We start from the raw sequence: 20284 nt of genomic DNA, 5'->3' as shown, positions 1-20284 counted from the left end.
AAAACTGGGTCAAGAAACGGCATATTTACAACCTATTGTTTTTCCTTGTCTTTTCCCGTTCTTTCGTGCTCACGGCGCACGTGTCGGGTAAATAAATCAAGAAATTATTCAAGCTCTCTCCCGCTATAAAAGCTCACCCGGTTACCTTTAGGTTGGCGTAAAAGTGAATATAGCGTTTTGTATGTAAACATGTGGCTGAATGTTTACATAAAATAATCCATATGTAAGTTTTAGGCTTTAATCCTTACATATGGGTTTTCTTGTGTAAATATAACGCTTGGTTTTAGGGGCTATTCAGAGGCTCCCTAGGAGTTAAATAAGCGCAGATACCGATCAAAAAAGAACACCCGGTTTCTTTGATACCCGGTAACTTCCACTAAAACCCCATCGGCGACCAGCCTTTTTAACAGCGAAGACGCCGTTTGGTGGCTTACCCCCAGCATAGTGGCCGCATCGTTGGCCATAATCGCCGGGCGGCTGTACAAATGTTTAAGCAAGGTTTGCGCGTTTTCGGCGCGCTTGCCGTAGCCAAACAATAAGGTATCCATTTCTTGGCGCAAGCTTAAAATAGACTCAAACGTTTGCTTGCCGTTATTGGCCGTTTCAATCACCGCCTGCAGAAAGAATTTCACCCAATGCAGTAGATCATGTGATTCGCGCACCCGGGTTAGGGCATCGTAGTAACTGCCGCGGTTGCGTTCGAAAAAATCAGATAAGTAAAGCGAGGGCTTACGCAGCAACCCCTTATTGACTAAATACAGGGTAATCAGCAAACGGCCAATACGGCCGTTGCCATCCAGAAATGGGTGGATGGTTTCAAACTGGTAGTGGCTAAGGGCAATACGGATCAGCTCGGGTACATAAATATGCTCGTTATGCCAAAACAGCTCCAAATCACCCATTAATTCGGGCACCACACTCTGGTGGGGTGGTACAAAAGCCGCGTCATTTAATCCGCTGCCGCCAATCCAGTTTTGGCTGATGCGAAACTCACCCGGCGTTTTGTTCTCGCCGCGCACGCCCTGCATTAAAATTTCATGGGTTCGTTTTAATAGCCGGTTCGACAGCGGCAAGGTTTCCAAATCCACCACCGCTTCGTTAATCGCCTGCACGTAGTTGCGCACCTCGGCCCAGTCATCGCGCTTTTCGGGCGCCAGTTGCTCCGCCTCCAGCACCGCTTCGTCCATTTGCGTTTGCGTGCCTTCAATGCGAGACGATTTGTTGGCCTCTTTGGTAATGTGCATCTGAATAAACAGGTCAACATCCGGCACAATCAGGGTAAAGGCATCCAGCTCCGCCAAGGTGCGGGAGGCTTTCTCCAGCAGGGTATTAATTAGCGGGTCTTCCCACAGCCATTCGCGATTAACGCGGGTGGGGTCAAAGCTTTTGTACTGATACTGCTGCACCCGCTGGCCGGATTTAAATTCTTCGAATTTAATGGGGTCGAGGGCGGACATTAGGCGGCGGCCTCTTTGCTGTCTTTTGTTAGCTCTCCGGAAAAGGCCTTTTGAAGTATTGATTTTTTTAGTTCATCAACTTGCGTAGCTTTTCGGTGATACAAGTCTTCCAGAAGATCGATTTCCCGTGAAATCAAATCTAGCTTTAACGCTATTTCTTTCTGCTTATCTATTGAGGGTAGTGGTAGGATAGCTTTTTTAACTAAATCGCCACTGATATTCTTAACGATTGCGCCAGCAGCCAAATGATGAAACTGACTTTTTAAATAAGGAGACGAAAGCAAGTAATAAAAGTAATTGGAATCAATATCTTCGGGCAGGCGAAGCACAAACCAACCATCGTGAATGTAACCTTGAATAGCCATAATATAGGGACGGCCAAATGACATTGAATTTGATAGAATAAAGTCACCAATGTCGACAAACCGAGACTTAGTGGCGCCTTCCCTAGTGATTTTCTCCTTGGTTTTATTGATATATTTTTGCCCTTCTTTGGCATCTCCAATTTTCACCCAATTGACACCATCCTCACTCCCGGTTTGGAATTTCTTGATTGGTCGGGGCGAGCTACCCCGTTCGACGACGACAGCATCACCGAGGGTCTTTTCAACCCACCCCTCCCCACGCTGGCTAAACACCTTTTGCAAATAGCTTTCAAACAGTTCGCGGGCGTTTTTGAGGTTTTGTTCGGTTAAGGCGCGGGCTTTGTCGATGTCGGCAAAGGCCTGGTCGAGGATGGCGACGATGCGTTTTTGTTCTTCTAAAGGTAATAGTGGAATTTTAACACTACTAACTAAATCAATATTCAAATTTCTAACCGTCGAACCAGCAGCCAAAGAGTCAAACTGCTGGAACACGAAAGGTGAGCCTAGCAGGTAATATAAAAAATCCTGATCTATTAGCTCATCTTTAGGGCTGAGCACTAACCAGCCATCGTGAATGCAACCTGTAGTTCCCATGATATAGGGGCGGCCAAAACTCATTGAATTCGAAAGCAGGAAATCTCCCTTGTTTACAAATCTCGACCTATTTATTCCTTCAGGTATAATTTTCTCTTTAGTCTCATAAATGTATTTTTCGCTGGCTGTGGCGTCACCAATCTTTATCCAATTAACGCCATTAGCATCATTTGTGAGGAATTTTTTAATTGGTCTAGGTGAACCTCCACGAGCAATATCGTAGAGCTCATCAAGCCGAATAAGAGGCCAATCCATTACACCAACTCCTGAATCTTAGCCAATATCGCCTCACTCTCTTTATCCAGTGCAATAATCTCGGCAATAATGTCTTTCGGCTCGCGAAGCTCGGCCTCTTCCTTAGCCGTGGGGTTCTTGACCGATAAATCCCAGATGGCTTGATCTAAGTCCGCCACATTAAGCGACCAGGACTTTTCTGAGTTGGCGCTACCTTTTCCACTGATGGCAGCTGTCTGCAACTCCACAAACTCTCGCAAGTCTTTGTCGTTCAGCGGGTTGGTTTTGCCCAGGCTGCGGCCGGGGTCGAGCTGGTAGTACCAGACTTTTTGCGTGGGCTCGCCTTTGGTAAAAAACAGCACCACGGTTTTAACGCCGGCCCCCAGAAAGGTTTTGGCGGGGCAGTCGAGCACGGTGTGCAGGTTGTGGTTTTTCAGTAGCTCTTTTCGCAGTGCAATCGCCGCGTTGTCGGTGTTGCTTAAAAAGGTATTTTTAATCACCACGGCGGCGCGGCCACCGGGTTTAAGTACCTTCATAAAGTGTTGCAGAAACAAAAAGGCGGTTTCACCGGTTTTAATGGTGAAGTTCTGCTGCACCTCTTTGCGCTCTTTGCCGCCAAAGGGTGGATTGGCGAGAATAATATCGTGCTGGTTGCTGGGCTGTATGTCCTGCAGGTTTTCCGCCAGCGTGTTGGTGTGAATCACGTTGGGGGTTTCAATGCCGTGCAGAATCATATTCATAATGGCAATAACGTAGGCGAGGGACTTCTTCTCTTTGGCGTAGAAGGTGCGCTCCTGCAGGGTTTTTAACGCCGTGGTAGAGAGCTTCTTGTTACCGCGGCCGCCCTGGCGCAGGTAGTCGTAGGCTTCGCAAAGAAAGCCCGCCGAGCCTGCGGCGCCGTCGTATATCGTTCCGCCGATTTGCGGTTGTACTACGTCGATCATGGCGCGAATCAGGGGGCGGGGGGTGTAGTATTCACCCCCGTTGCGCCCGGCGTTGCCCATGTTTTTGATCTTGGTTTCGTACAGGTGGCTGAGTTCGTGCTTTTCTTCCTGAGACCGAAAGCGCAGCTCGTCCACTTTTTCCAGGGCGTCTCGCAGTGAATAGCCGCTCTGGATTTTGTTTTTAATCTCGCCGAAAATTTCGCCGATTTTATATTCAATGGTATCCGGGTTGTCGGCGCGCTTTTTAAAGCCCTTAAGGTAGGGGAAGAGCTCGCCATCCACATAGTCGATCAAATCATCGCCGGTAAGGGCGTTGTTGTGGTCAAAGTTGCCATCGGCGTCTTTGGTGGCGGCCCAACGGCTCCAGCGGTGCTCGGCGTCGATAATATATTGGTAATCCGCCGCGTCCAGCTCGGCGGCGAGCTTGCGCTCTTGCTCTAGGTCGTCCAGGTATTTGAGGAACAGCATCCAGCTGGTTTGCTCGGTGTAGTCCAGCTCGCTGGAGCAACCGGCGTCTTTCCACAGAACATCGTCAATGGCTTTGAAGGTTTGTTCGAACATAGATGGCTGAGTTCCGTCTGTTCGCCGTTAGGGGGTGGCGAATCGTCTAAATTCGGCCGATTGTGCCAGAATTGGCCGAATTTGTCGCCTCACGCCGCGCTATCGGCTCAGCCCCTAAAAAGAGAGCTTCGGAGGCGGCTTACTTAATTCTAACAATGGCTTAAAGCGCTTCTGCCCCATATTTCTGGTGTGTCATTGGTCGCCGGTCGATTATTTATTTTTGGTCAAATTCTGCTCAGTTTTCGGCCGGTGAGGCAAATCGATCAATTGTCGCCCTGTGCATCTGGTCTATTACAGTTTGCCGGAGCCAGGGCATTCGGGGTTTTTAGACGGCTGCGTTGTATGGAGTTGTCATAGCCCCCAGTGGTTCTCCCCATTTGGCGCTATTAACCTCGCTTTATCACTTGTAGCGCTAGCCGCAAAAAAGCAAAGCCTGATAGGTTTTACGTTAAAAGTGTCACCTGCCCTCGTCTAGCCGACTCCGCTAGTTTAAGATTAGTCAAAGTCAGCAACAGACCATGCGAGTAAGGCCGACGCCGACGCTAGAGTAAACATATCAAGAGCCATTGTCGCGGCTGCAGAAGCACCCCCTGTTTCTTCTGTTACACTCTCAATAAGTCCCACCTTTGTAAAATCCGAAACTATTCCTAAAATAGCGGCGGCATATAAACGTCGTTCTCTAGACGTAGTCGGTGGTGAGTCAGTCATAATTCCGGCAATTAGTCCTGCTTTTAATGATCCTTCAGCATAGGCAATAATAGCCCCAATTCTCGGCGCATAACGTATCGCTGGCGAATTGCTTTTGACGGATATGGAATAAGCTGTCCAAGCAACATCAAAGACACGGCATAAAATTTCAGTAAAAAAAAGTGTTTGTTCAAGGCCACTTGGATTCTGATTTTGGTCGCCATCAATATAAGGCGAACCTATGGCCAAATTGATGATCTCTAGAAAGCTAACAGTGATGCCCAGTAAAGATACCGACGTGTTAGTCGCCTTCGCAGCAACGGCTGCATCGATTATGGTTTCTGTGAATGCGGTAATGCCAACAGTCGCGGAATCGCAGGCCACTGAAAAACTTTGGTAGTTGAAAGACTGACTATCACCAATTAAAGCCCTTGTGTTATGGCGGTCTGGGTTGTTTAAGATGTTACCGAAATTCTGTATATCTTGCTGGTTTTGAAAGGGGGCGAAGCCCGTTGCCGCTTTATAAATAATTGTTGCTGGAATAGCGAGTAATAGTGAAATTAAATTGCCTAAAGTTAAGTCTAGCTGAGTTTTATTTTTAAAGAGTGTGCTTAATAAAGGTATATCAAATACATAATTCAAAATGTCTTGCATTGTCGTAATGATTTGATCAAATATGACGTAAATAGCTTGTAGCAGTGTTTTTGTTGCCGATATTGCAGTGTCTGAAAATGCCTGAATAACAAGTGCAATAGCCGACGTTAACTGGCTCAAGAAGTCGTCATCAGAGTCCAAGATGGCCAAAAATTCATTTCTAAAGTTATCGTCAAAGTTGTCAGATACATCATCATAAAAATTTTGAAGAATATCTCCTAGGTCACTCGAACCTTGCACCAAGTTATTATTCGTTATATTGATGTTGTTGGAGTTTTGAGTGAGCTTTGTGAGCATTAGATTTTCTGGGTTGTCACCTTCTGACGCTGCTGACTGGCATTCTGATTGCCAGTCACTACTGCCCAATGCATTCGTTATCATCGATGAAAAACTGTTATCCAAGGTGCCTTGAATTTCATCGAGCTGGGTTATTGTGGCTTCAATGAAACCTCCTATGTCAGTTTGTTTGTGTTCTATAATGCTTTGAATGTTGTTGGAAATAGCCTGAGCTGTTAGTTTTATATCGCCCCAGTTAAAGACGGTTCCTAACCAGCTAATGACACTATCAATAGTGGCGCCAATCGAGTGAAAAATAGATTGAATAAGTTGCACTGCATCCTCGAAAAACTCAATAACGCCACTAAAGTTATATTGGATTTCATTAATCACAAAACTAACGGTCGCGTTGATTACACCCTCTGAAATATTAATAATGACGCCCAGAGAGCTAGTTACACCGCTCACAATCGATTGCCAAACACCCCCCCAGTCAAACTCGGATAATGAACGCGGCTGCCGAAAGGATGCCGGCTGAGCACCAAAACTCCAGTGTCCGTCACAGGAGTTGTTATTTGCTCGGCTTAATCGCTTCGAGATACGCCTAAGTGCGGCTGTTTGGTTGTTTTTTATCTGAGTGTTGGCTAAGCTTTGGATGGCGCTTGCAACATCATCAATAGGAATGCTGGGGTTGGAAAACAAAGGGCTATTTGTAACTTGATTCTCAGCCGCCATTAAATCACTGGCTTGGAGATTTTGCAGCCTTTCAATAACGGGACCATCCGGTGATATACACGTTGCGTTATTAAAGCCAGAATCTGTTTCTGCTATATAAAATTGCTTGGAATATATGCTATCGGCATCACTGACAATCGTCAACAAACCACTGGAGTCACTCTCCACTTGGCAGGGGGAACTGGGGTCAGATGATACATAGAATGGTTTTCCATTGACCTCGACCACGGCATTGTGGTCACTCCAAATATTTACCGCCTTTTGACTTGCCGGTATATTGCTACCGTCAGCAACGCGAACTTGCGTGCGAAAAGTGTATCGTTCATAAATATTAAGAGAAGGCGCTATAATAGGCGTTGCCGCCCAATTCTCATTTTTCTGATTTCTAGCGAATAACGACAAACCCTGTGGTGAAAAAATATTAATACTAGTTGTGCCCACTACTGACGATGCATATTCAACACTATCGATAAGAGGCAGTGGGGAACTAATACCCGAAGACGGGTCACCGCTACCCGTTGCAATCCATAATGTTTTATCTGCCGTTAAAATATAAAGTGTGAATTCATCATTATCTATTGTCGATTCGATTGAAAGAACAGCGAGACCATCAAGAGGGGTATTCGTAAATAAAGTGCCTCTTGATGTCCAGATATTCGAATCATCCGGCTGATACCATTTATAACAGCCATATTCATCCGCACATACCGTCCAGGGCGAAGCGGTGTCAGTCATCACCGTCGCCATCACTCCAGGATTATAGCCGTTAATTGACCCATCAATCGGCGGGCTGGCGCTAATTGGAATACTATTGTCATCGAGCGTGGCAATTGTATAAAAGAAACCTCTCTCACTAAGACCGAGAAAATAAAGACCGCCATTAAGTTTAACCGCTGACAGCAGTCGGCAACCTGTTAATGAGCGGCTATCAAATGAAAGGAGACTAAAATCCTTGCCATTAAGATCAAAAATCAACACTTCATTACTGGATTCGATAAATATTAAAACGTACTCAGTATCAGAACTTGATGATATCGTTTGAGCCCTAACACCTGAGATGTTTGTGATTCTAGGCGAACTGTATTCACTGAATCTAAGCTCCTCGTCTTTCTCGCCGTCATATAGACACCATAACAGGCCTGACTCACCGCTTTGAGAATGTTCCAGTGCCAAAAACAATGTGCCGCTCGTCGTTGACGCTGTAGCCACTTGAGATAATTTTCTTTCGAGATCTCTCTGTGCTATGGGTAAAGACTCAGACGTAATTGATATTCCTTGATTACACTTTATAAAGCGAGGACTTTCATCTTTTAATCCGATCAAGGTGTAAATTTCACCGCTACCGCCTGTGGCACCCGCAACAGAGCTAAGTCCTTCAGTAATCTGATCGGCTTCATAAAAATCTTGGGTAAGTTGACGGCTAATTGGAAGGAACTGTAATGCACTTGACATAATTCGCTATAATCCTTTTATTGGTGATATTTAACCTGGCTGTTATTTTATTGCGTATTTATTCAGTACTGGGTTAATAAATACGTTGCTTTAGTTAACAAAAATATAATAAATGGGGCTCATTTTCGCTCAAGTGCAATAAAAGGGAAACTAAGCTATCGAATTATGAGGTTTTTCACGACTTTATAGGCGACAGATACTTTGAGCCTTAACACCTCCAGCAGAATGCCTAGTCCTGCAGTGCAACCTGTCAAACGCGTCCTAAAAAGCTACAGTTCTAATGGTGATCGAGGATGCATGCGCAATTTTTGAGCCGAAGTCGTAGCTCAATATTAGTGGGGGAAGGTGAAGCTTTTGGCGCTAATATCTTTATGTTGATGCCGGCCTCCCCGGTTTTGCAGGGCGAGCTCTTCGGTCTCTTTACTAAGTGGCAAATATTCAGCATGAGGTGAACATAGCTCGGAAGTTCTCCCCAAGTTGTTACACTGATAGCTAGGCCAAACGTAGTCCCCAGGATCAGCAACCATACTTGCCCGAACTCCTAGGCCAGTTTACTTAATTCAGTTCAACTTGCTTGTTGAACCTCCAGCATTTAGTTTTCTTAGCATCGGTTGGCTAAGTACACACCTAGTTGCTACGCAGTCGCAAGTCCCCGTGAATGCGCTGCCACGAGGGCTTATCCCTCTAATGTGCAGGTGTGTTTAATGGCCGGTTAGTGATCCCCCGGGCCCCAACCCCAAGCCGGCGAGACGGGGAAAGATCTCTTGAGTTGTGCACACTTTCTGGATTTGAATATGATGAGGGTATCTGACCCGCTATATCTCATAATCTCTCGACATTGGACGCGTCTTGAGTTAAGAAATAATTCGCGCTTTTGTTTTTAGAGAGGCCCCGATGAAATTGATAAAAATGTTCTGTACGGCGGCTGTTTTCGCCACGTTGGTGCAATCGGCTGTGGCGGCCGATTTGATCGCGTTTTGGGATCAGCCGGCGAAAGGCGGTAATGTTTTCAATGCCGAGCCAAAAAACGAAGCCTATTTCCAGGCGCTGGCGGATACCGGTGCGAGCTGGGTGCGGCTGACTTTCAGTAAATGGGAGGGGCAGCAGCGTGACTTTCTGATGGGCAACGCGGATAGCTATCGTGGCCTGATTCCCGAAGACTTAGCCGTGCTACGCGCGGAAATTGACGCTGCCGCTAGCGCCGGATTGAAAGTTGTTGTCGCTCCGTTGACTCTTCCCGGTGCGCGCTGGTCCCAGCAAAACGGCGGCAAGTTCGATGACCGGCTCTGGTCAGACCCTGCCTTTCAGAATCAAGCGACGCAGTTCTGGGTAGATCTGGCGGCAGCACTGAAGGATCACCCAAATATTGCGGCCTACAACATTCTGAACGAACCTGCACCGGAAAAGGCTTCGGGCGGTATCGAAAATGGATCGGAGGAACAATTGCGCGACTGGCAAAAGGCCCAGTCTGGGGGTACACGTGACTTGACGCGCTTCTATGCCAAGGTCATTGCCGCCATTCGCAAGGTGGACCCGGTCACACCGATTATGGTGGATGGTGGGTGGTACGCCAATCCCCGCTCGCTGGCGGCGTGGCCAAAGGCGCTGCCGGATAATCGGATGCTGTATGCCTTCCATATGTACGAACCTTATGCCGCCACAAGTGCAGCGAATATGAGGCGTGATACTCCCCGGCGATACCCCGGCGTTAGCACTGAATATGCCGGCCGTCAGGTGAGCTGGAACCGCAAGGCGGTAGCCGACCATATCGGTGCCGCCTTTGATTGGGCGGAGGAACACAATTTACCGCCCACACGCATAGTCGCCGCCGAGTTCGGTTGTATGCGGCGCTGGCCAGATTGCGGGACTTACTTGAACGATGTGCTCGACGCTGTCGAGTCACGTGGTGGTCATTGGGCCTTTTATTCATTTCGCGAGGATGAGTGGGAAGGCATGGATTACGAACTCCCCACGCGTGTTGCGCCGGGCCGATTTTATTGGCTGATGGAACAAGGCAAAGGTGACTCACTGCCACGCGACGGAAAATTGATGGACCTGCTGCGGGATCGTATGCAGTAAAAATGGGCAACGATTTATGAGACACGGATCGCACAGACCGAGGACACCGATATATTGGTGTCAAGTTTGTGAGGGGACGGTCTACTTAACTTCGTTTAGGGCATCCACACATTCGCTTATTTTAACTTAACCTCCAACTTAAATTAGTGGGTGGCGCTATTTTAGTTTGGTTCAATTTGGGATTTTGCTAATCCTGTGACGCTCTATCGCCGATATGTAGCGCTCATTCACCGTTGCCCGCACGCCGTTCAACCTTAAACGGCATTCCTTTAAAATAGGTGCCACAACGCCACGCCCATTCCAGCGGGCCATAGCGGTAGCGAGACAGCCAGCAACACCAACAAAGCAAAGAGCGCAAGACGCGACAAGAGAACGGATTTTTCAGGATGAGGTTGTTCGCCACATGGTGGCTGGGTGCTGGGGGCCGAGTGTGGTGGTTGTTCGGTGTCAGTATTTATAGAAACTAAGGTCGCTATATGAATTTGTCTAAGGAAGAGGTGGCAATAGAAACGGCGGCGCTTGCGTTTGCAAAAGCCCACAAAAAGCCGATTGCCAAGCGCTTAACAGACAAGGCGGTTTATCCTTCGGAGGAGGAGCCGGTATCGGTGTTTATGGCCGGCTCTCCAGGGGCGGGTAAAACCGAGGTGTCGTTAGAGCTTTTAGACGATTTGGCGCAGGGTGAAAATCAAGTAATACGCATCGACCCGGACGAGCTGCGCCGCGAGTTTGCACAGTACGATGGCAATAATAGCTATTTGTTTCAAAAGGGCGTGTCGGTTTTAGTAGAAAAAACTCATGATTTGGCGCTCAAACAAAAGCAAAGTTTCCTTCTCGATGGCACCTTGTCGAATTTGGACAAAGCCCGGGTGAATATCAGGCGTTCGCTCGGCAAGGGGCGGGCAGTGCATATTCTCTATGTCTACCAAGACCCTTGTTTGGCGTGGGCGTTTGTTCAGGCCCGGGAGCAGGCAGAGGGCCGCCGCATCTTATTGGCGCATTTTATCGAGCAGTATTTTGCGGCGCGGGAGAATGTGAATTGCCTGAAGCGTGAGTTTGGAAAAGAAATTGCCGTGGATTTGGTGTTGAAGGACGTTAACAACGGCCGTCGAGCCTATGAGGCGAATATCGATGTTGTTGACAACCATGTGCCTGAAAAATATACTCCGACCGACTTAGAGAAACTGCTTACGAGTTGAGCTATAATCTGTCTTATGATTACTTTTGGCCAAAACAAACCGCTTAAATCGACGTCATTTTCGGACTTTTTCCGAAATGCGTCTTCGCGCGAGAAGAAAAAAGTCTATAGCCGGGTGCTAAAGCGCGCCACAGCTCGCCAACAGGCGATTTTGGATCAGGCTAAGGCCAAGATTGAGCAGCGTCAAAACAGCCCTGAATAGGCTTTTTAGGCGCAATCATACCGCAAAACTTGCCGAATCTCTTAATAAGCCCCAGCTCTCTAGCTGGGGTTTATTGGTTTTAGAGTATCAAAAAAATCAGTCAGTACCGTATGGTGCCAAGTTTGCCGTAAAAACTACGGCCATGGGCGGATAATTGGGCTCGATTGCTAAAAACTCCTGCGCGAATCGGCAATGTCCGACCTATTTCATTATAGAGCGTTAGTTTGGCAGCAAGGTTTTATAAGCTTTTGATATTATTAATATTTTCTATTTCATCGCAAATCGAAGTTGCTGCCAATATCCGTGATGCTTCCTGGCAGGGACTAGAGTGGTTCCGCTTATTTTTTAACCGTCAGGGATTTCCTCATGGCTTGTTCAATCATTTCCCGCTGCCCGCACTCCGTTCAACCTTAAACGGTATTCCTTTAAAATAGGTGCCACAACGCCACGCCCACTCCAGCGGGCCATAGCGGTAGCGCGACAGCCACCAGGCGCTGATTTTAATTTGCAGGTAAATTATTAACAGAGCAATCAGTAGGGTTTGCCACTCGTGCAGGCTGCCCACCAGGCCCAGGCCCAGGCCCCAACCGAAGAAAATAGACGTGCCTATTAAGGTTTGCAGCAAATAATTGCTTAACGCCAGGCGGAGCAGTTGCTGAGGCGGGGGTGTACTTGGGGCGATAGTGTAGGTTGGCCATTGTCGCCGAAGGGACTGGCAGCATCTGGTTCCGGTGCTTAGAAACCGCTGGCTAGTTGCTCTTGACAGCATATTCATATTTAGCATAACCTGTTTCCTGTTTCAAAATAGGAAACAGGTTAAAGTAATGCTTAAACCTCAAGATACACTTTTAGCACTTAAATACTGGGCTCTGCAGTCCAGTGGGCTGCATTTGCCTGTGCGCGACTTGGCCGCTGCACTGGATATGAGTGCGAGTGAGGTGAGTAAAGGTGCCAGGCGCTTACTCGTTGCAAGGCTTCTTGTCTCGCGCGAGGGGGGCTACTACGCTGAGGTGAATGCGCTCACGGAATGGCTGAGCTTTGGGGTTCGCTATGCTTATGCTGTTCAAGAGAAAGGGTACGGCCGTGGTATGGGCACGGGCTGGAGCTGTGAGTTAGTAAGAACCGAAATGGTTCCACCCAGTCCCGGTGTCATATGGGCGGTGCCAGGCGGTATGCAGGAGGGTGTTATTGTTGAGCCTATTTATAAAGGAGTTCCCGTTGCCGCCTCGCAAGACGCTTTACTTTATAAGGCCCTCGCGCTGGTGGATGCTATTCGTTTAGGTAGACCGCGGGAGTTGGCCATAGCGCGTGCGGGTTTGAAGCGTTTATTAACGGGAAGGGAGTCATGACGCATGAATATGGCCCGGTATGACTTTAACCGGCGGCAGTTGGTATTAATAGCGCAAGGGCTGGGCGATTTGCTGCATCGAGTGGTCTTTGTGGGCGGGTGTACTACGGTTTTGCTGGTGGATGAAGTGGCCTATTCGGGCGTCCGGCAGACCGAGGACGTGGATGTAATCGTCGATCTGGCTACCTATTTTGAGTATCAAGCTTTTAGTGCCGCGTTGCGCGAACGAGGGTTTGTGGAAGATGTTTCAGGCCCCATTTGCAGCTGGTTATATAACAGTCGCGGTGCTCGGGTAACGCTGGATGTTATGTCTTCTGATTCGCGAGCAATGGGTTTCACCAATAAATGGTATAAGCAAGCGCTTGATCACACCCAACCACATAACGTGGCTAACGATTTAGAGATACAAGTGGTGTCACCGGTGTATTTTCTGGCAACTAAATTTGAGGCGTTTTTAGATCGTGGAGAAGGCAATTTCTACAGTCACGATCTGGAAGACATTGTTTTTGTGCTGGAAAACCGCAGTGGACTCATTAGAGAACTAGAGGCAGCCCCAGAAGACGTAAAGCAGTATTTGTCCGCTCAGGCGACAAGTTTATTCAACGACGAATTTCTGAATGTGTTGCCGGGTTTAGTGATAGACGACAGACACTCTCCAGCCGTTGTAACGGATATGTTGAGAGTAATGGCATCCTGGTTCTAAAAGTTGTCACCACAGTTTCTGATTAGCGCGTTCTTTTTCGTCAATACAAACAAGGCCACCCGCTGGGCGAACTGGTTGGGGCAGAATGAGGGCCAGGTCTTGAGCACATTTGGGTTGGATTCAGCTCACTTACAAAACACTTACCCTGAACCTGCCCAATGACGGTGTCGCTATAGCTTTGATATTCGACGGCCAACGATCATTCACCGCTGCTCGCACTCCGTTCAACCTTAAACGGCATTCCTTTAAAATAAGTACCACAACGCCATGCCCATTCCAGCGGGCCATAGCGGTAGCGAGACAGCCACCAGGCGCTGATTTTAATTTGCAGGTAAATTATCAGCAGAGCAATCAGTAGGGTTTGCCACTCGTGCAGGCTGCCCACCAGGCCCAGGCCCCAACCGAAGAAAATAAACGTGCCTATTAAGGTTTGCAGCAAATAATTGCTTAACGCCAGGCGGCCATAGGGCGCGAGGGCGTTCAGTTTACCGTCGGGCTTTTTCAGGTAGAGCCACAAAAAGGCACATATCAGGGTAACGGTAAGCGCTATGCCCAGTAGGTCGTAAGCGGTCATACCCAGCACGAAATGCCAGCTAGTCATATCCAGTGGTTGCGGCAAGGTCACGAAGCTGCCAATGGTAAGCAGCAGGAACACCAGCGCGGCGCCTAGGGAGTAAAAGAAGCTTTTTTTAACATCGGCCATGCGGTTGGCAATGTCACTTACGATACCGCTGCGTACCAGCCAAATACCGACCAGGAAATAGGCCAGCGTTAAGTAGCCGCGACCACCCACAGCGACCTGATAGTCGTATTTGGTGGCCAGCCCCTGTGTTAGGTTGAGGGCGAACACGTCCAGCAAAGAGCCGTTTTTAATCGTCTGGATATATTCGGCCAGCACGGGCGATTCAGGCGTCCAGGCAAAGGGTAAGAGCGTGTCCGAGCCGGTAATAAGGAAGAAGACCGCGCGACCAAACCCCGCAAACAAAACCAGGGCAATAACCCAGAGCACCTTATCCGGCAAACGGTAAAACAGCGGCAGGCTGAGCCCAATCACGGTATAAACCGTGAGAATGTCGCCGCGATAAAACATCGTATGCACCAGCCCAATGGCAAACAGCAGAATTAACCGCCAGAGAAAACGGCCGCTAAAGGCCTGGCCGCGCTTTTCGGCATTGGCCATCATAATGGCGAAGCTGATACCAAACAGCAGCGAGAAGATGGAAAAGAACTTGCCGCTGATCAACAAAAAGCCCACGGCCTGTATTGCTTGATCCAGTAATGTGGGCGCTACGCCCCAGGCATCACCCTGGGGGCGAGGGGCGGCGATAAACTGCTCGAGCATGTGCGCTATGGTGATGCCGGCTAAGGCAAAGCCGCGCAGAGCATCGACTGCATGAATGCGGGAGGTATTATTTTGGGTATACATGGCCTTTCCCTACCGTTGTTATTTCCGTAAGACGCACCGAACGCGCCGTTGATTGCACGACTTAGAAGCCCGTATGCAATTGCTTGGATTATCCAAGAAAGTGGCAGTCACGGCTTATCGCGCGTAGTGGGCTTTGTAGTCAGTATACTTTATTCAATTCAACACGCTTGTTGAAGCTTCAAGGTGTCATTTTCTTGGTGTTGAGTGATTAAAAAGGCACGTTCGTTAGCCAACGTAGCCGCGGGTGTCCTTTTCACCCACTCAGGCCACGCTGAGCATGCAAGGGGTTTTCTACAGCCTTGCTAGCTGTACTGTTCGCATTTTTTGCTAATGAATTCGAGAAACCTTTGCACTTTTTCCGGCATATAACGTCGGCTTGGATAGAATGCATAAATGTGTCGCGGTGTATTGATTTTGGCATAGGGGGCGATGTTAATCAGTGTTCCCTGTTGCAACGCTGAGGCGATAACTTCTTTAGGCAGACAGGCCACGCCGGAGCCTGCAAGCGTCGCTTCGCGTATTAGAGCGAGGTCATTGGATACGAGAGCAATTTTACTCGGGCGGAAATTGCTAACCCCTGAGCGCTCGGTCTCGAACATAATGCCGTCGCGCTGGGAGTTCATCAGTAAGAAAGGTAGTTCCTGCAGTTGGGTGAGGGTTACTTGCCGTTGCGCGTCCCACAGGTGCGGGGACGCGCAGAGTACGGAGTGGGTGGTAAACAGCCGTTGACCGATAAAACCGGAATCCGGTAGCGGCCCGAGGCGTATGGCAAGATCGATGTCTTTGGTCAGTAAATCTTCATTACGGTTGCTGAGCAAGACATCCAGCGTGACGTCAGGGTATTCCCGCATAAATTCACTGAACCAGCCTGAGAAAAGTTCGTTCCCTAACAGTACTGGGGCCGTAATTCGGATGGGGCCGCTCAAGGTGTGTTTTGAGCGCACCACGGTGTTGAGATTGGCACTAATCTCGTCGATTGCGTTTTCGCATAAGCTCAATAGTAGTTTACCTTGCTCAGTATGCCGGACTTTGCGAGATGTCCGGTCGAGCAATCTGACACCCAGCGCGGCCTCTAGGTTGGTTATCCGGCGGCTTACTGTGCTGGTAGGCATATTCAGACGCTTGGCTGCGGCGGCGAAGCTGCCCCGTCGCAGAACCTCAATGGCGATGAGCGTGTCGTCCAGGTGATGGCCTTTATGTTCATTGGTGGGATGATCCATTGCAAATATGCCTATTATTATCCTGTAAATGAAACGTTAGCATGTTTACCTTTATAAATCACAGGAGATAAGCATGCGATTATTGAGCTCATTTTTCATATTATTGATGGTCAAGGTGTCGGTGGCTGCTGAGCTGCCGCGCCTGTCCACCTCAGGCGAGGTACCGATCACCCTTTATGTATTGGATTGTGGTCACCTCGAAGCTCGGAAGCCGTCGCTTTTTAACCCTTTATTGCAGGACGACGAGCCACTGCAAATGGTGAGCCCTTGCTTTTTGGTGCGCCATCCCGAGGCAACGTTATTGTGGGACACAGGCCTTGATGATGCCTTGGCGGAGCTGCCCGAGGGTATTGAGGTAATGGATGGTGCCTTTCGTTTCTGGGTCGAGAAGCCGCTAGCCGCGCAACTGCAAGAATTAAACATACCGCCGGAGTCAGTTGATTATCTGGTGTTTTCCCATTTGCACCGTGATCACACCGGTAACAGTTCGATGTTTTCGCAGGCGCAGTGGTTGATGCAGGGCAGGGAAAAAGCAATGGCTTACTCCGACCAGGCCAGCGCCTACGGTTACCATCCCGATCATTATCATCAGCGCCCGGCAGACAAAGTCACTCCGGTTGAGGGCCATGTTGATGTCTTTGGTGATGGTTCGGTTGTCATTCTCTCGACGCCAGGGCACACCCAAGGTCACCAGTCCCTGTACATCGATTTGGCGGAGACGGGGCCGGTGGTTTTGTCGGGTGATTTATATCACTTTGCACTGAACAGAGAGCACTATGGAATTCCTGTGTGGAACGATAAAGCCACTACCATTCAATCTTTTGCATTTATCGACGAGGTTTTGGCACAAACCAATGCCCAATTGTGGATACAGCACGATTCCGAAGAGTTTGCCCAGCATATTAAGGCGCCAGAGTCTTATCGCTAACGCCCATGGTGGACAATCGCTAGAGTGGTCAGTGCAGCGGGGACTCATCAATCGTTAGGTGCGCAGTTGGGCGGCGTGCATTATTTGCCTTTATGCCGCCATGCCGTTATCGGAAGGGTATCGCGAAAGGTTTAAAGTAGTTCGCGTAATTTTTCTCTTGTACCCCTGAGGTACGCTGTAATTGCGGCAATTGTACGATTGATCTCGAATTGCCCCACGCCCAGTTCGGGTAGCGAAACGGGCGTGGTGTTTTTAGTTCCTGTTAGTCCTGACGCTCGGTGACTTCCAGCAGGTGATAACCAAACTGGGTTTTAACCGGGCCCTGAACTTCGTTGACCGGTGCGCTGAATACGACTTTGTCGAACTCGGCAACCATTTGGCCGGGGCCGAAGGTGCCCAGATCACCGCCGTTGCGGCCCGAAGGGCAGCTGGAATGATCTTGCGCTAATTTGGCGAAATCTTCACCGGCTTCAATTTTCGCTTTCAGTTCGTTACAGGTGGCTTCGCTGTCGACCAGAATGTGACGTGCGGCGGCTTGAGGCATAATCGTGTCTCTTTTCTATGGGTTTTAAACAAGCGCATACGATAATCGGTATTGCGGTTTAGATCCAGTTTGGAATGTGGTGTGCAAATCTGATCCGGTCAGATTTGTGATCGTTCCTGCGTCCTTCGGGGCCGGCCCACTAGCGTAGCTCGTGGTCGTTCGGCGGCGCATTTTACACACTTGCCTCACCCTGCGCCCGCGACAAAGCTGGCCCGCGAGCGTGCGAGTGCTTTGGGTCTTAGTGCGTCCATGCACGTCAACCACCCTACGGGGGACACTCTCTACTCGCCCCACAAACAAAAAAGGCCACCCAGTGGGGGTGACCTTGGGCGGGGGGAGTTGAACCCCCGTCCTATTCAAAATACTATAGAGCTAACGACTGTAATCGAAATTACGCTATGAACCGTGAAAAAGCCTTGAAATTGCTTACATCGTGTAAAGCTGAGTTGCAAAGCAAATTTGGTGTTAGCGAACTCTATTTATTCGGGTCTACTGCCCGTGATGACACTCACGAAAACAGCGATGTAGATATTTTGGTCCACTTTAATGGGCCCGCGACCGCCAAACGCTATTTTGGCGTGCAATTCTATTTGGAAGATTTACTCGGCTGCTCGGTAGATCTTGTCACTCAAAAGGCCTTGCGCGCAGAGCTGCTGACCTATGTTGAGCAAGAGCGTATTCATGTCTGAACGTGAATGGGGCTTTTACATTACCGATATGATCGGGTTTGCTGACAAAGCATTGCAGTACATCGATGGTTTGGATCAGTCACAGTTTATACAAAGCGCTATGATTTACGATGCGACTTTACGCAACATTGAGCTTATCGGTGAAGCTGCTACCCATATACCTGATGATGTTCGCGCCGCTCACCGAGATATTCCTTGGCGCATGATCATTGCGACCCGTAATCGTTTAATTCATGGTTATCTTGGCATTGATGACGATACTGTTTGGAGTATTGTGCAAGACGAGTTGCCACCGTTGATCGAAAAGCTTTCCAGTTTGGCTGATATCGACTGATTAGCGTGGTCTGGATTGCCGATGTTCTGCTGTTTCGGGCCTAACCGGTAAGGCGGGGCAGGTTCTACTCGCACCACAAACAAAAAAGGCTGCGGGGGAGTGCATGGCGCACCTCCGTGTGCGCCCAGCCCAGGCCGCCTTCTCTGCCGCTTCACGCCATTCACCTTGCCCCTTCGAGCAGCCTGGTCGGCTGTGCAAAATGCTTGACCACCAGGGATGGTGGAAATGCAGATATTGCAGGAGCAAATATCTGCCCGGCATTTTGTGACCGAAAATTGCTCCATCGGCAACTGCTCCTGCGTTGCTCTAATAAACTACGTCCATGTAGCGATGCATTTTCGGCATTTCCGCAGTCCCTTGCGGTCAACCCCACTACGGGGGACACTCTCTACTCGCCCCACAAACAAAAAAGGCCACCCATTTGGGTGACCTTGTTTGTGTGGTGGAGGCGGGGGGAGTTGAACCCCCGTCCGCCGGCACTCCGCTCGCGGCTCTACATGCTTAGTTTCCGTTAATTAATTTAGCTCATCTACGACCCAACGGGCAGGGTGTAGGGAGCGAGTCCGCTTTAAGTTTCGCAGTGTTGCCACGGGCATAACAACACAGCTATCCAGTTCTGTATGACAGTCTGCAACGCGGTACTGGCACCTTGTTACGGACCGCTAACGGCGTACCGTTAGAAGTGCTTCATCAACTGCTTACGCAGCTAATTGGGCACCGTAGTTGTCGTCGTTGGCAACTAATAAAATGCAGCTTTGGATTTACGTGATTCGCTACCCTCACGACATGCACCTTGAGTTTTGCCACCGGCGTCGAATCCAAATCGCCCCCAAAACTGGGTGCAGCTGGCGCCGCTAAACTCACCTCTATGACAAAACAATGACTGCTAAGTTCACAGGGCCGGCTATTGTAGGGCCGGCAGAGGTTGGATACAAGAGATTAAACGGCCTGATGACGGAAGTCTGAGGTCTGATGCAAATGCGGTTTTAGGCGTCGGACATCCGACATCGGACGTCCGACGGCGCTATGATCGCATTTGCGATCAAAGCGCATCCAAGTTCAACGCCTCACCATAGGCTTTCAGGTCTTCTCCGCTGGCGCCGTTTGTGCGCAGGGTGAACATGGCATTGCCGTTCACGATCAGCAGAATCTCGGGGTCGTTTTGCTGGCCGTTGTAGATGGCTTTGTGCCCTTGGACTTTGATGAGTTTGCCGCCGTTCATGGTGATTAGGGAGGGGTTGTTGAACATGCCCATCATCGATTGCAACAGGGGCGAGTCGGTTACCAGTTCTATGCTGATGTTCATATTGCCCTTGTTGTAGGTGCGGTTGGCGGTAATGCCGCCGCCCATCATCATGCCACCGGCGGATTGGCTCTCGGCGTCCTCGGCGCTCCAGCCGCTCAGTGGGTCTGGGAATACCGCCAGAATACCTTCTGCCTTTTGCTGGCGGATCAGGCCTGCGGCGTAATCGAGCTGGCTTACCGCCTCGGTGAGTTGGCCGTCTTTATAGGCGCTTATGGCCTCGTCGACGGCGTCGGTGACCTCGTCCGCTAAGCTCGCGGCCGGTAGGGTCAAGGCACAGGCTAGTGTGGTGATTGCAATAACTTTCATTGGAGTATCCTTCTCTGGCAAATAGAGTGAATGCAAAGAGTTTTG

Annotated in this window: 18 protein-coding genes and 1 other RNA gene; 8 read left to right on the top strand and 11 right to left on the bottom strand. The window is 49.3% G+C overall.

Annotation, left to right across the window (positions count from 1 at the left end):
- Positions 1 to 305 precede the first annotated feature (305 nt).
- The 4 genes from QWI17_RS02860 to QWI17_RS02845 form a co-directional block, all read right to left on the bottom strand.
- Positions 306 to 1457 (bottom strand): Fic family protein, encoded by a 1152-nt coding sequence (locus QWI17_RS02860; protein ID WP_302720985.1) that lies wholly within the window; start codon positions 1455 to 1457, stop codon positions 306 to 308.
- A complete protein-coding gene (locus QWI17_RS02855) occupies positions 1457 to 2671 on the bottom strand; it encodes a restriction endonuclease subunit S (protein WP_302720984.1) in 1215 nt (404 codons plus the stop codon). Before QWI17_RS02855 ends, QWI17_RS02860 begins: the two co-directional genes overlap by 1 nt.
- Positions 2671 to 4155 carry a type I restriction-modification system subunit M gene (locus QWI17_RS02850; RefSeq protein ID WP_302720983.1) on the bottom strand — a complete coding sequence of 495 codons (1485 nt, stop codon included), beginning with the start codon at positions 4153 to 4155 and terminating at the stop codon, positions 2671 to 2673. Before QWI17_RS02850 ends, QWI17_RS02855 begins: the two co-directional genes overlap by 1 nt.
- Positions 4156 to 4650: 495 nt before the next feature.
- The gene (locus QWI17_RS02845) at positions 4651 to 7959 is read right to left on the bottom strand and encodes a hypothetical protein (protein ID WP_302720982.1); all 3309 of its coding nucleotides are present in this window, start codon (positions 7957 to 7959) and stop codon (positions 4651 to 4653) included.
- Between the two features lie 894 nt (positions 7960 to 8853).
- Between QWI17_RS02845 and QWI17_RS02840 the strand changes: the two genes are divergently transcribed.
- Positions 8854 to 10038 carry a glycoside hydrolase family 5 protein gene (locus QWI17_RS02840; protein ID WP_302720981.1) on the top strand — a complete coding sequence of 395 codons (1185 nt, stop codon included), beginning with the start codon at positions 8854 to 8856 and terminating at the stop codon, positions 10036 to 10038.
- Between the two features lie 223 nt (positions 10039 to 10261).
- On the opposite strand, the gene QWI17_RS23590 is transcribed toward QWI17_RS02840, so the two are convergent.
- Complete coding sequence (locus QWI17_RS23590) at positions 10262 to 10441, bottom strand: DUF418 domain-containing protein (protein WP_368045321.1); 180 nt, start codon at positions 10439 to 10441, stop codon at positions 10262 to 10264.
- A gap of 73 nt (positions 10442 to 10514) precedes the next feature.
- Between QWI17_RS23590 and QWI17_RS02835 the strand changes: the two genes are divergently transcribed.
- Both QWI17_RS02835 and QWI17_RS02830 read left to right on the top strand, forming a co-directional pair.
- On the top strand, positions 10515 to 11234 hold the full coding sequence (locus tag QWI17_RS02835; RefSeq protein ID WP_302720980.1) for a zeta toxin family protein: 720 nt from the start codon (positions 10515 to 10517) through the stop codon (positions 11232 to 11234).
- A gap of 15 nt (positions 11235 to 11249) precedes the next feature.
- Complete coding sequence (locus QWI17_RS02830) at positions 11250 to 11435, top strand: hypothetical protein (protein ID WP_302720979.1); 186 nt, start codon at positions 11250 to 11252, stop codon at positions 11433 to 11435.
- Positions 11436 to 11814: 379 nt separating this feature from the next.
- Here the strand turns inward: QWI17_RS02830 and QWI17_RS02825 are convergent, their stop codons facing one another.
- Positions 11815 to 12204, bottom strand: coding sequence for a DUF418 domain-containing protein (locus QWI17_RS02825; RefSeq protein WP_302721049.1), 390 nt, complete (start codon positions 12202 to 12204; stop codon positions 11815 to 11817).
- A gap of 55 nt (positions 12205 to 12259) precedes the next feature.
- Between QWI17_RS02825 and QWI17_RS02820 the strand changes: the two genes are divergently transcribed.
- Together QWI17_RS02820 and QWI17_RS02815 are read left to right on the top strand one after the other, a co-directional pair.
- Positions 12260 to 12784 carry a hypothetical protein gene (locus tag QWI17_RS02820; protein ID WP_302720978.1) on the top strand — a complete coding sequence of 175 codons (525 nt, stop codon included), beginning with the start codon at positions 12260 to 12262 and terminating at the stop codon, positions 12782 to 12784.
- A 3-nt stretch (positions 12785 to 12787) separates the two neighbouring features.
- Positions 12788 to 13486, top strand: coding sequence for a nucleotidyl transferase AbiEii/AbiGii toxin family protein (locus tag QWI17_RS02815; RefSeq protein ID WP_302720977.1), 699 nt, complete (start codon positions 12788 to 12790; stop codon positions 13484 to 13486).
- 199 nt (positions 13487 to 13685) lie between these two features.
- Here QWI17_RS02815 and QWI17_RS02810 read toward each other — a convergent pair whose 3' ends face one another.
- Both QWI17_RS02810 and QWI17_RS02805 read right to left on the bottom strand, forming a co-directional pair.
- On the bottom strand, positions 13686 to 14912 hold the full coding sequence (locus tag QWI17_RS02810) for a DUF418 domain-containing protein (protein WP_302720976.1): 1227 nt from the start codon (positions 14910 to 14912) through the stop codon (positions 13686 to 13688).
- Between the two features lie 302 nt (positions 14913 to 15214).
- On the bottom strand, positions 15215 to 16132 hold the full coding sequence (locus QWI17_RS02805; protein ID WP_302720975.1) for a LysR family transcriptional regulator: 918 nt from the start codon (positions 16130 to 16132) through the stop codon (positions 15215 to 15217).
- A 73-nt stretch (positions 16133 to 16205) separates the two neighbouring features.
- Between QWI17_RS02805 and QWI17_RS02800 the strand changes: the two genes are divergently transcribed.
- Entirely contained in the window at positions 16206 to 17060 is an 855-nt protein-coding gene (locus tag QWI17_RS02800) for an N-acyl homoserine lactonase family protein (protein WP_302720974.1), read from the top strand.
- A 262-nt stretch (positions 17061 to 17322) separates the two neighbouring features.
- On the opposite strand, the gene QWI17_RS02795 is transcribed toward QWI17_RS02800, so the two are convergent.
- Complete coding sequence (locus QWI17_RS02795) at positions 17323 to 17604, bottom strand: peptidylprolyl isomerase (protein WP_302720973.1); 282 nt, start codon at positions 17602 to 17604, stop codon at positions 17323 to 17325.
- Between the two features lie 398 nt (positions 17605 to 18002).
- Here QWI17_RS02795 and QWI17_RS02790 point away from each other — a divergent pair, with 398 nt between their 5' ends.
- Both QWI17_RS02790 and QWI17_RS02785 read left to right on the top strand, forming a co-directional pair.
- Positions 18003 to 18293, top strand: coding sequence for a nucleotidyltransferase family protein (locus QWI17_RS02790; protein ID WP_302720972.1), 291 nt, complete (start codon positions 18003 to 18005; stop codon positions 18291 to 18293).
- Positions 18286 to 18627, top strand: a complete 342-nt coding sequence (locus QWI17_RS02785) for a HepT-like ribonuclease domain-containing protein (RefSeq protein WP_302720971.1) — start codon at positions 18286 to 18288, stop codon at positions 18625 to 18627. The genes QWI17_RS02790 and QWI17_RS02785 overlap by 8 nt, the downstream gene beginning before the upstream one ends.
- Positions 18628 to 19067: 440 nt before the next feature.
- Here QWI17_RS02785 and ssrA read toward each other — a convergent pair.
- Positions 19068 to 19458: a transfer-messenger RNA gene (gene ssrA / locus QWI17_RS02780) on the bottom strand.
- Between the two features lie 211 nt (positions 19459 to 19669).
- Positions 19670 to 20239 (bottom strand): hypothetical protein, encoded by a 570-nt coding sequence (locus QWI17_RS02775; RefSeq protein ID WP_302720970.1) that lies wholly within the window; start codon positions 20237 to 20239, stop codon positions 19670 to 19672.
- Positions 20240 to 20284 lie beyond the last annotated feature (45 nt).

The organism is Gilvimarinus gilvus (assembly GCF_030518155.1).
GTDB classification, from domain to species: Bacteria; Pseudomonadota; Gammaproteobacteria; order Pseudomonadales; family Cellvibrionaceae; genus Gilvimarinus; species Gilvimarinus gilvus.
This window is presented reverse-complemented; position numbering and strand designations above follow the sequence as displayed.

Bases quoted from the DNA above. Each gene is read 5' to 3' on its own strand.
- QWI17_RS02860 (WP_302720985.1), bottom strand. From the start codon at position 1,457: ATGTCCGCCCTCGACCCCATTAAATTCGAAGAATTTAAATCCGGCCAG.
- QWI17_RS02855 (WP_302720984.1), bottom strand. From the start codon at position 2,671: ATGGATTGGCCTCTTATTCGGCTTGATGAGCTCTACGATATTGCTCGT.
- QWI17_RS02850 (WP_302720983.1), bottom strand. From the start codon at position 4,155: ATGTTCGAACAAACCTTCAAAGCCATTGACGATGTTCTGTGGAAAGAC.
- QWI17_RS02845 (WP_302720982.1), bottom strand. From the start codon at position 7,959: ATGTCAAGTGCATTACAGTTCCTTCCAATTAGCCGTCAACTTACCCAA.
- QWI17_RS02840 (WP_302720981.1), top strand. From the start codon at position 8,854: ATGAAATTGATAAAAATGTTCTGTACGGCGGCTGTTTTCGCCACGTTG.
- QWI17_RS02835 (WP_302720980.1), top strand. From the start codon at position 10,515: ATGAATTTGTCTAAGGAAGAGGTGGCAATAGAAACGGCGGCGCTTGCG.
- QWI17_RS02830 (WP_302720979.1), top strand. From the start codon at position 11,250: ATGATTACTTTTGGCCAAAACAAACCGCTTAAATCGACGTCATTTTCG.
- QWI17_RS02825 (WP_302721049.1), bottom strand. From the start codon at position 12,204: ATGCTGTCAAGAGCAACTAGCCAGCGGTTTCTAAGCACCGGAACCAGA.
- QWI17_RS02820 (WP_302720978.1), top strand. From the start codon at position 12,260: ATGCTTAAACCTCAAGATACACTTTTAGCACTTAAATACTGGGCTCTG.
- QWI17_RS02815 (WP_302720977.1), top strand. From the start codon at position 12,788: ATGAATATGGCCCGGTATGACTTTAACCGGCGGCAGTTGGTATTAATA.
- QWI17_RS02810 (WP_302720976.1), bottom strand. From the start codon at position 14,912: ATGTATACCCAAAATAATACCTCCCGCATTCATGCAGTCGATGCTCTG.
- QWI17_RS02805 (WP_302720975.1), bottom strand. From the start codon at position 16,132: ATGGATCATCCCACCAATGAACATAAAGGCCATCACCTGGACGACACG.
- QWI17_RS02800 (WP_302720974.1), top strand. From the start codon at position 16,206: ATGCGATTATTGAGCTCATTTTTCATATTATTGATGGTCAAGGTGTCG.
- QWI17_RS02795 (WP_302720973.1), bottom strand. From the start codon at position 17,604: ATGCCTCAAGCCGCCGCACGTCACATTCTGGTCGACAGCGAAGCCACC.
- QWI17_RS02790 (WP_302720972.1), top strand. From the start codon at position 18,003: ATGAACCGTGAAAAAGCCTTGAAATTGCTTACATCGTGTAAAGCTGAG.
- QWI17_RS02785 (WP_302720971.1), top strand. From the start codon at position 18,286: ATGTCTGAACGTGAATGGGGCTTTTACATTACCGATATGATCGGGTTT.
- QWI17_RS02775 (WP_302720970.1), bottom strand. From the start codon at position 20,239: ATGAAAGTTATTGCAATCACCACACTAGCCTGTGCCTTGACCCTACCG.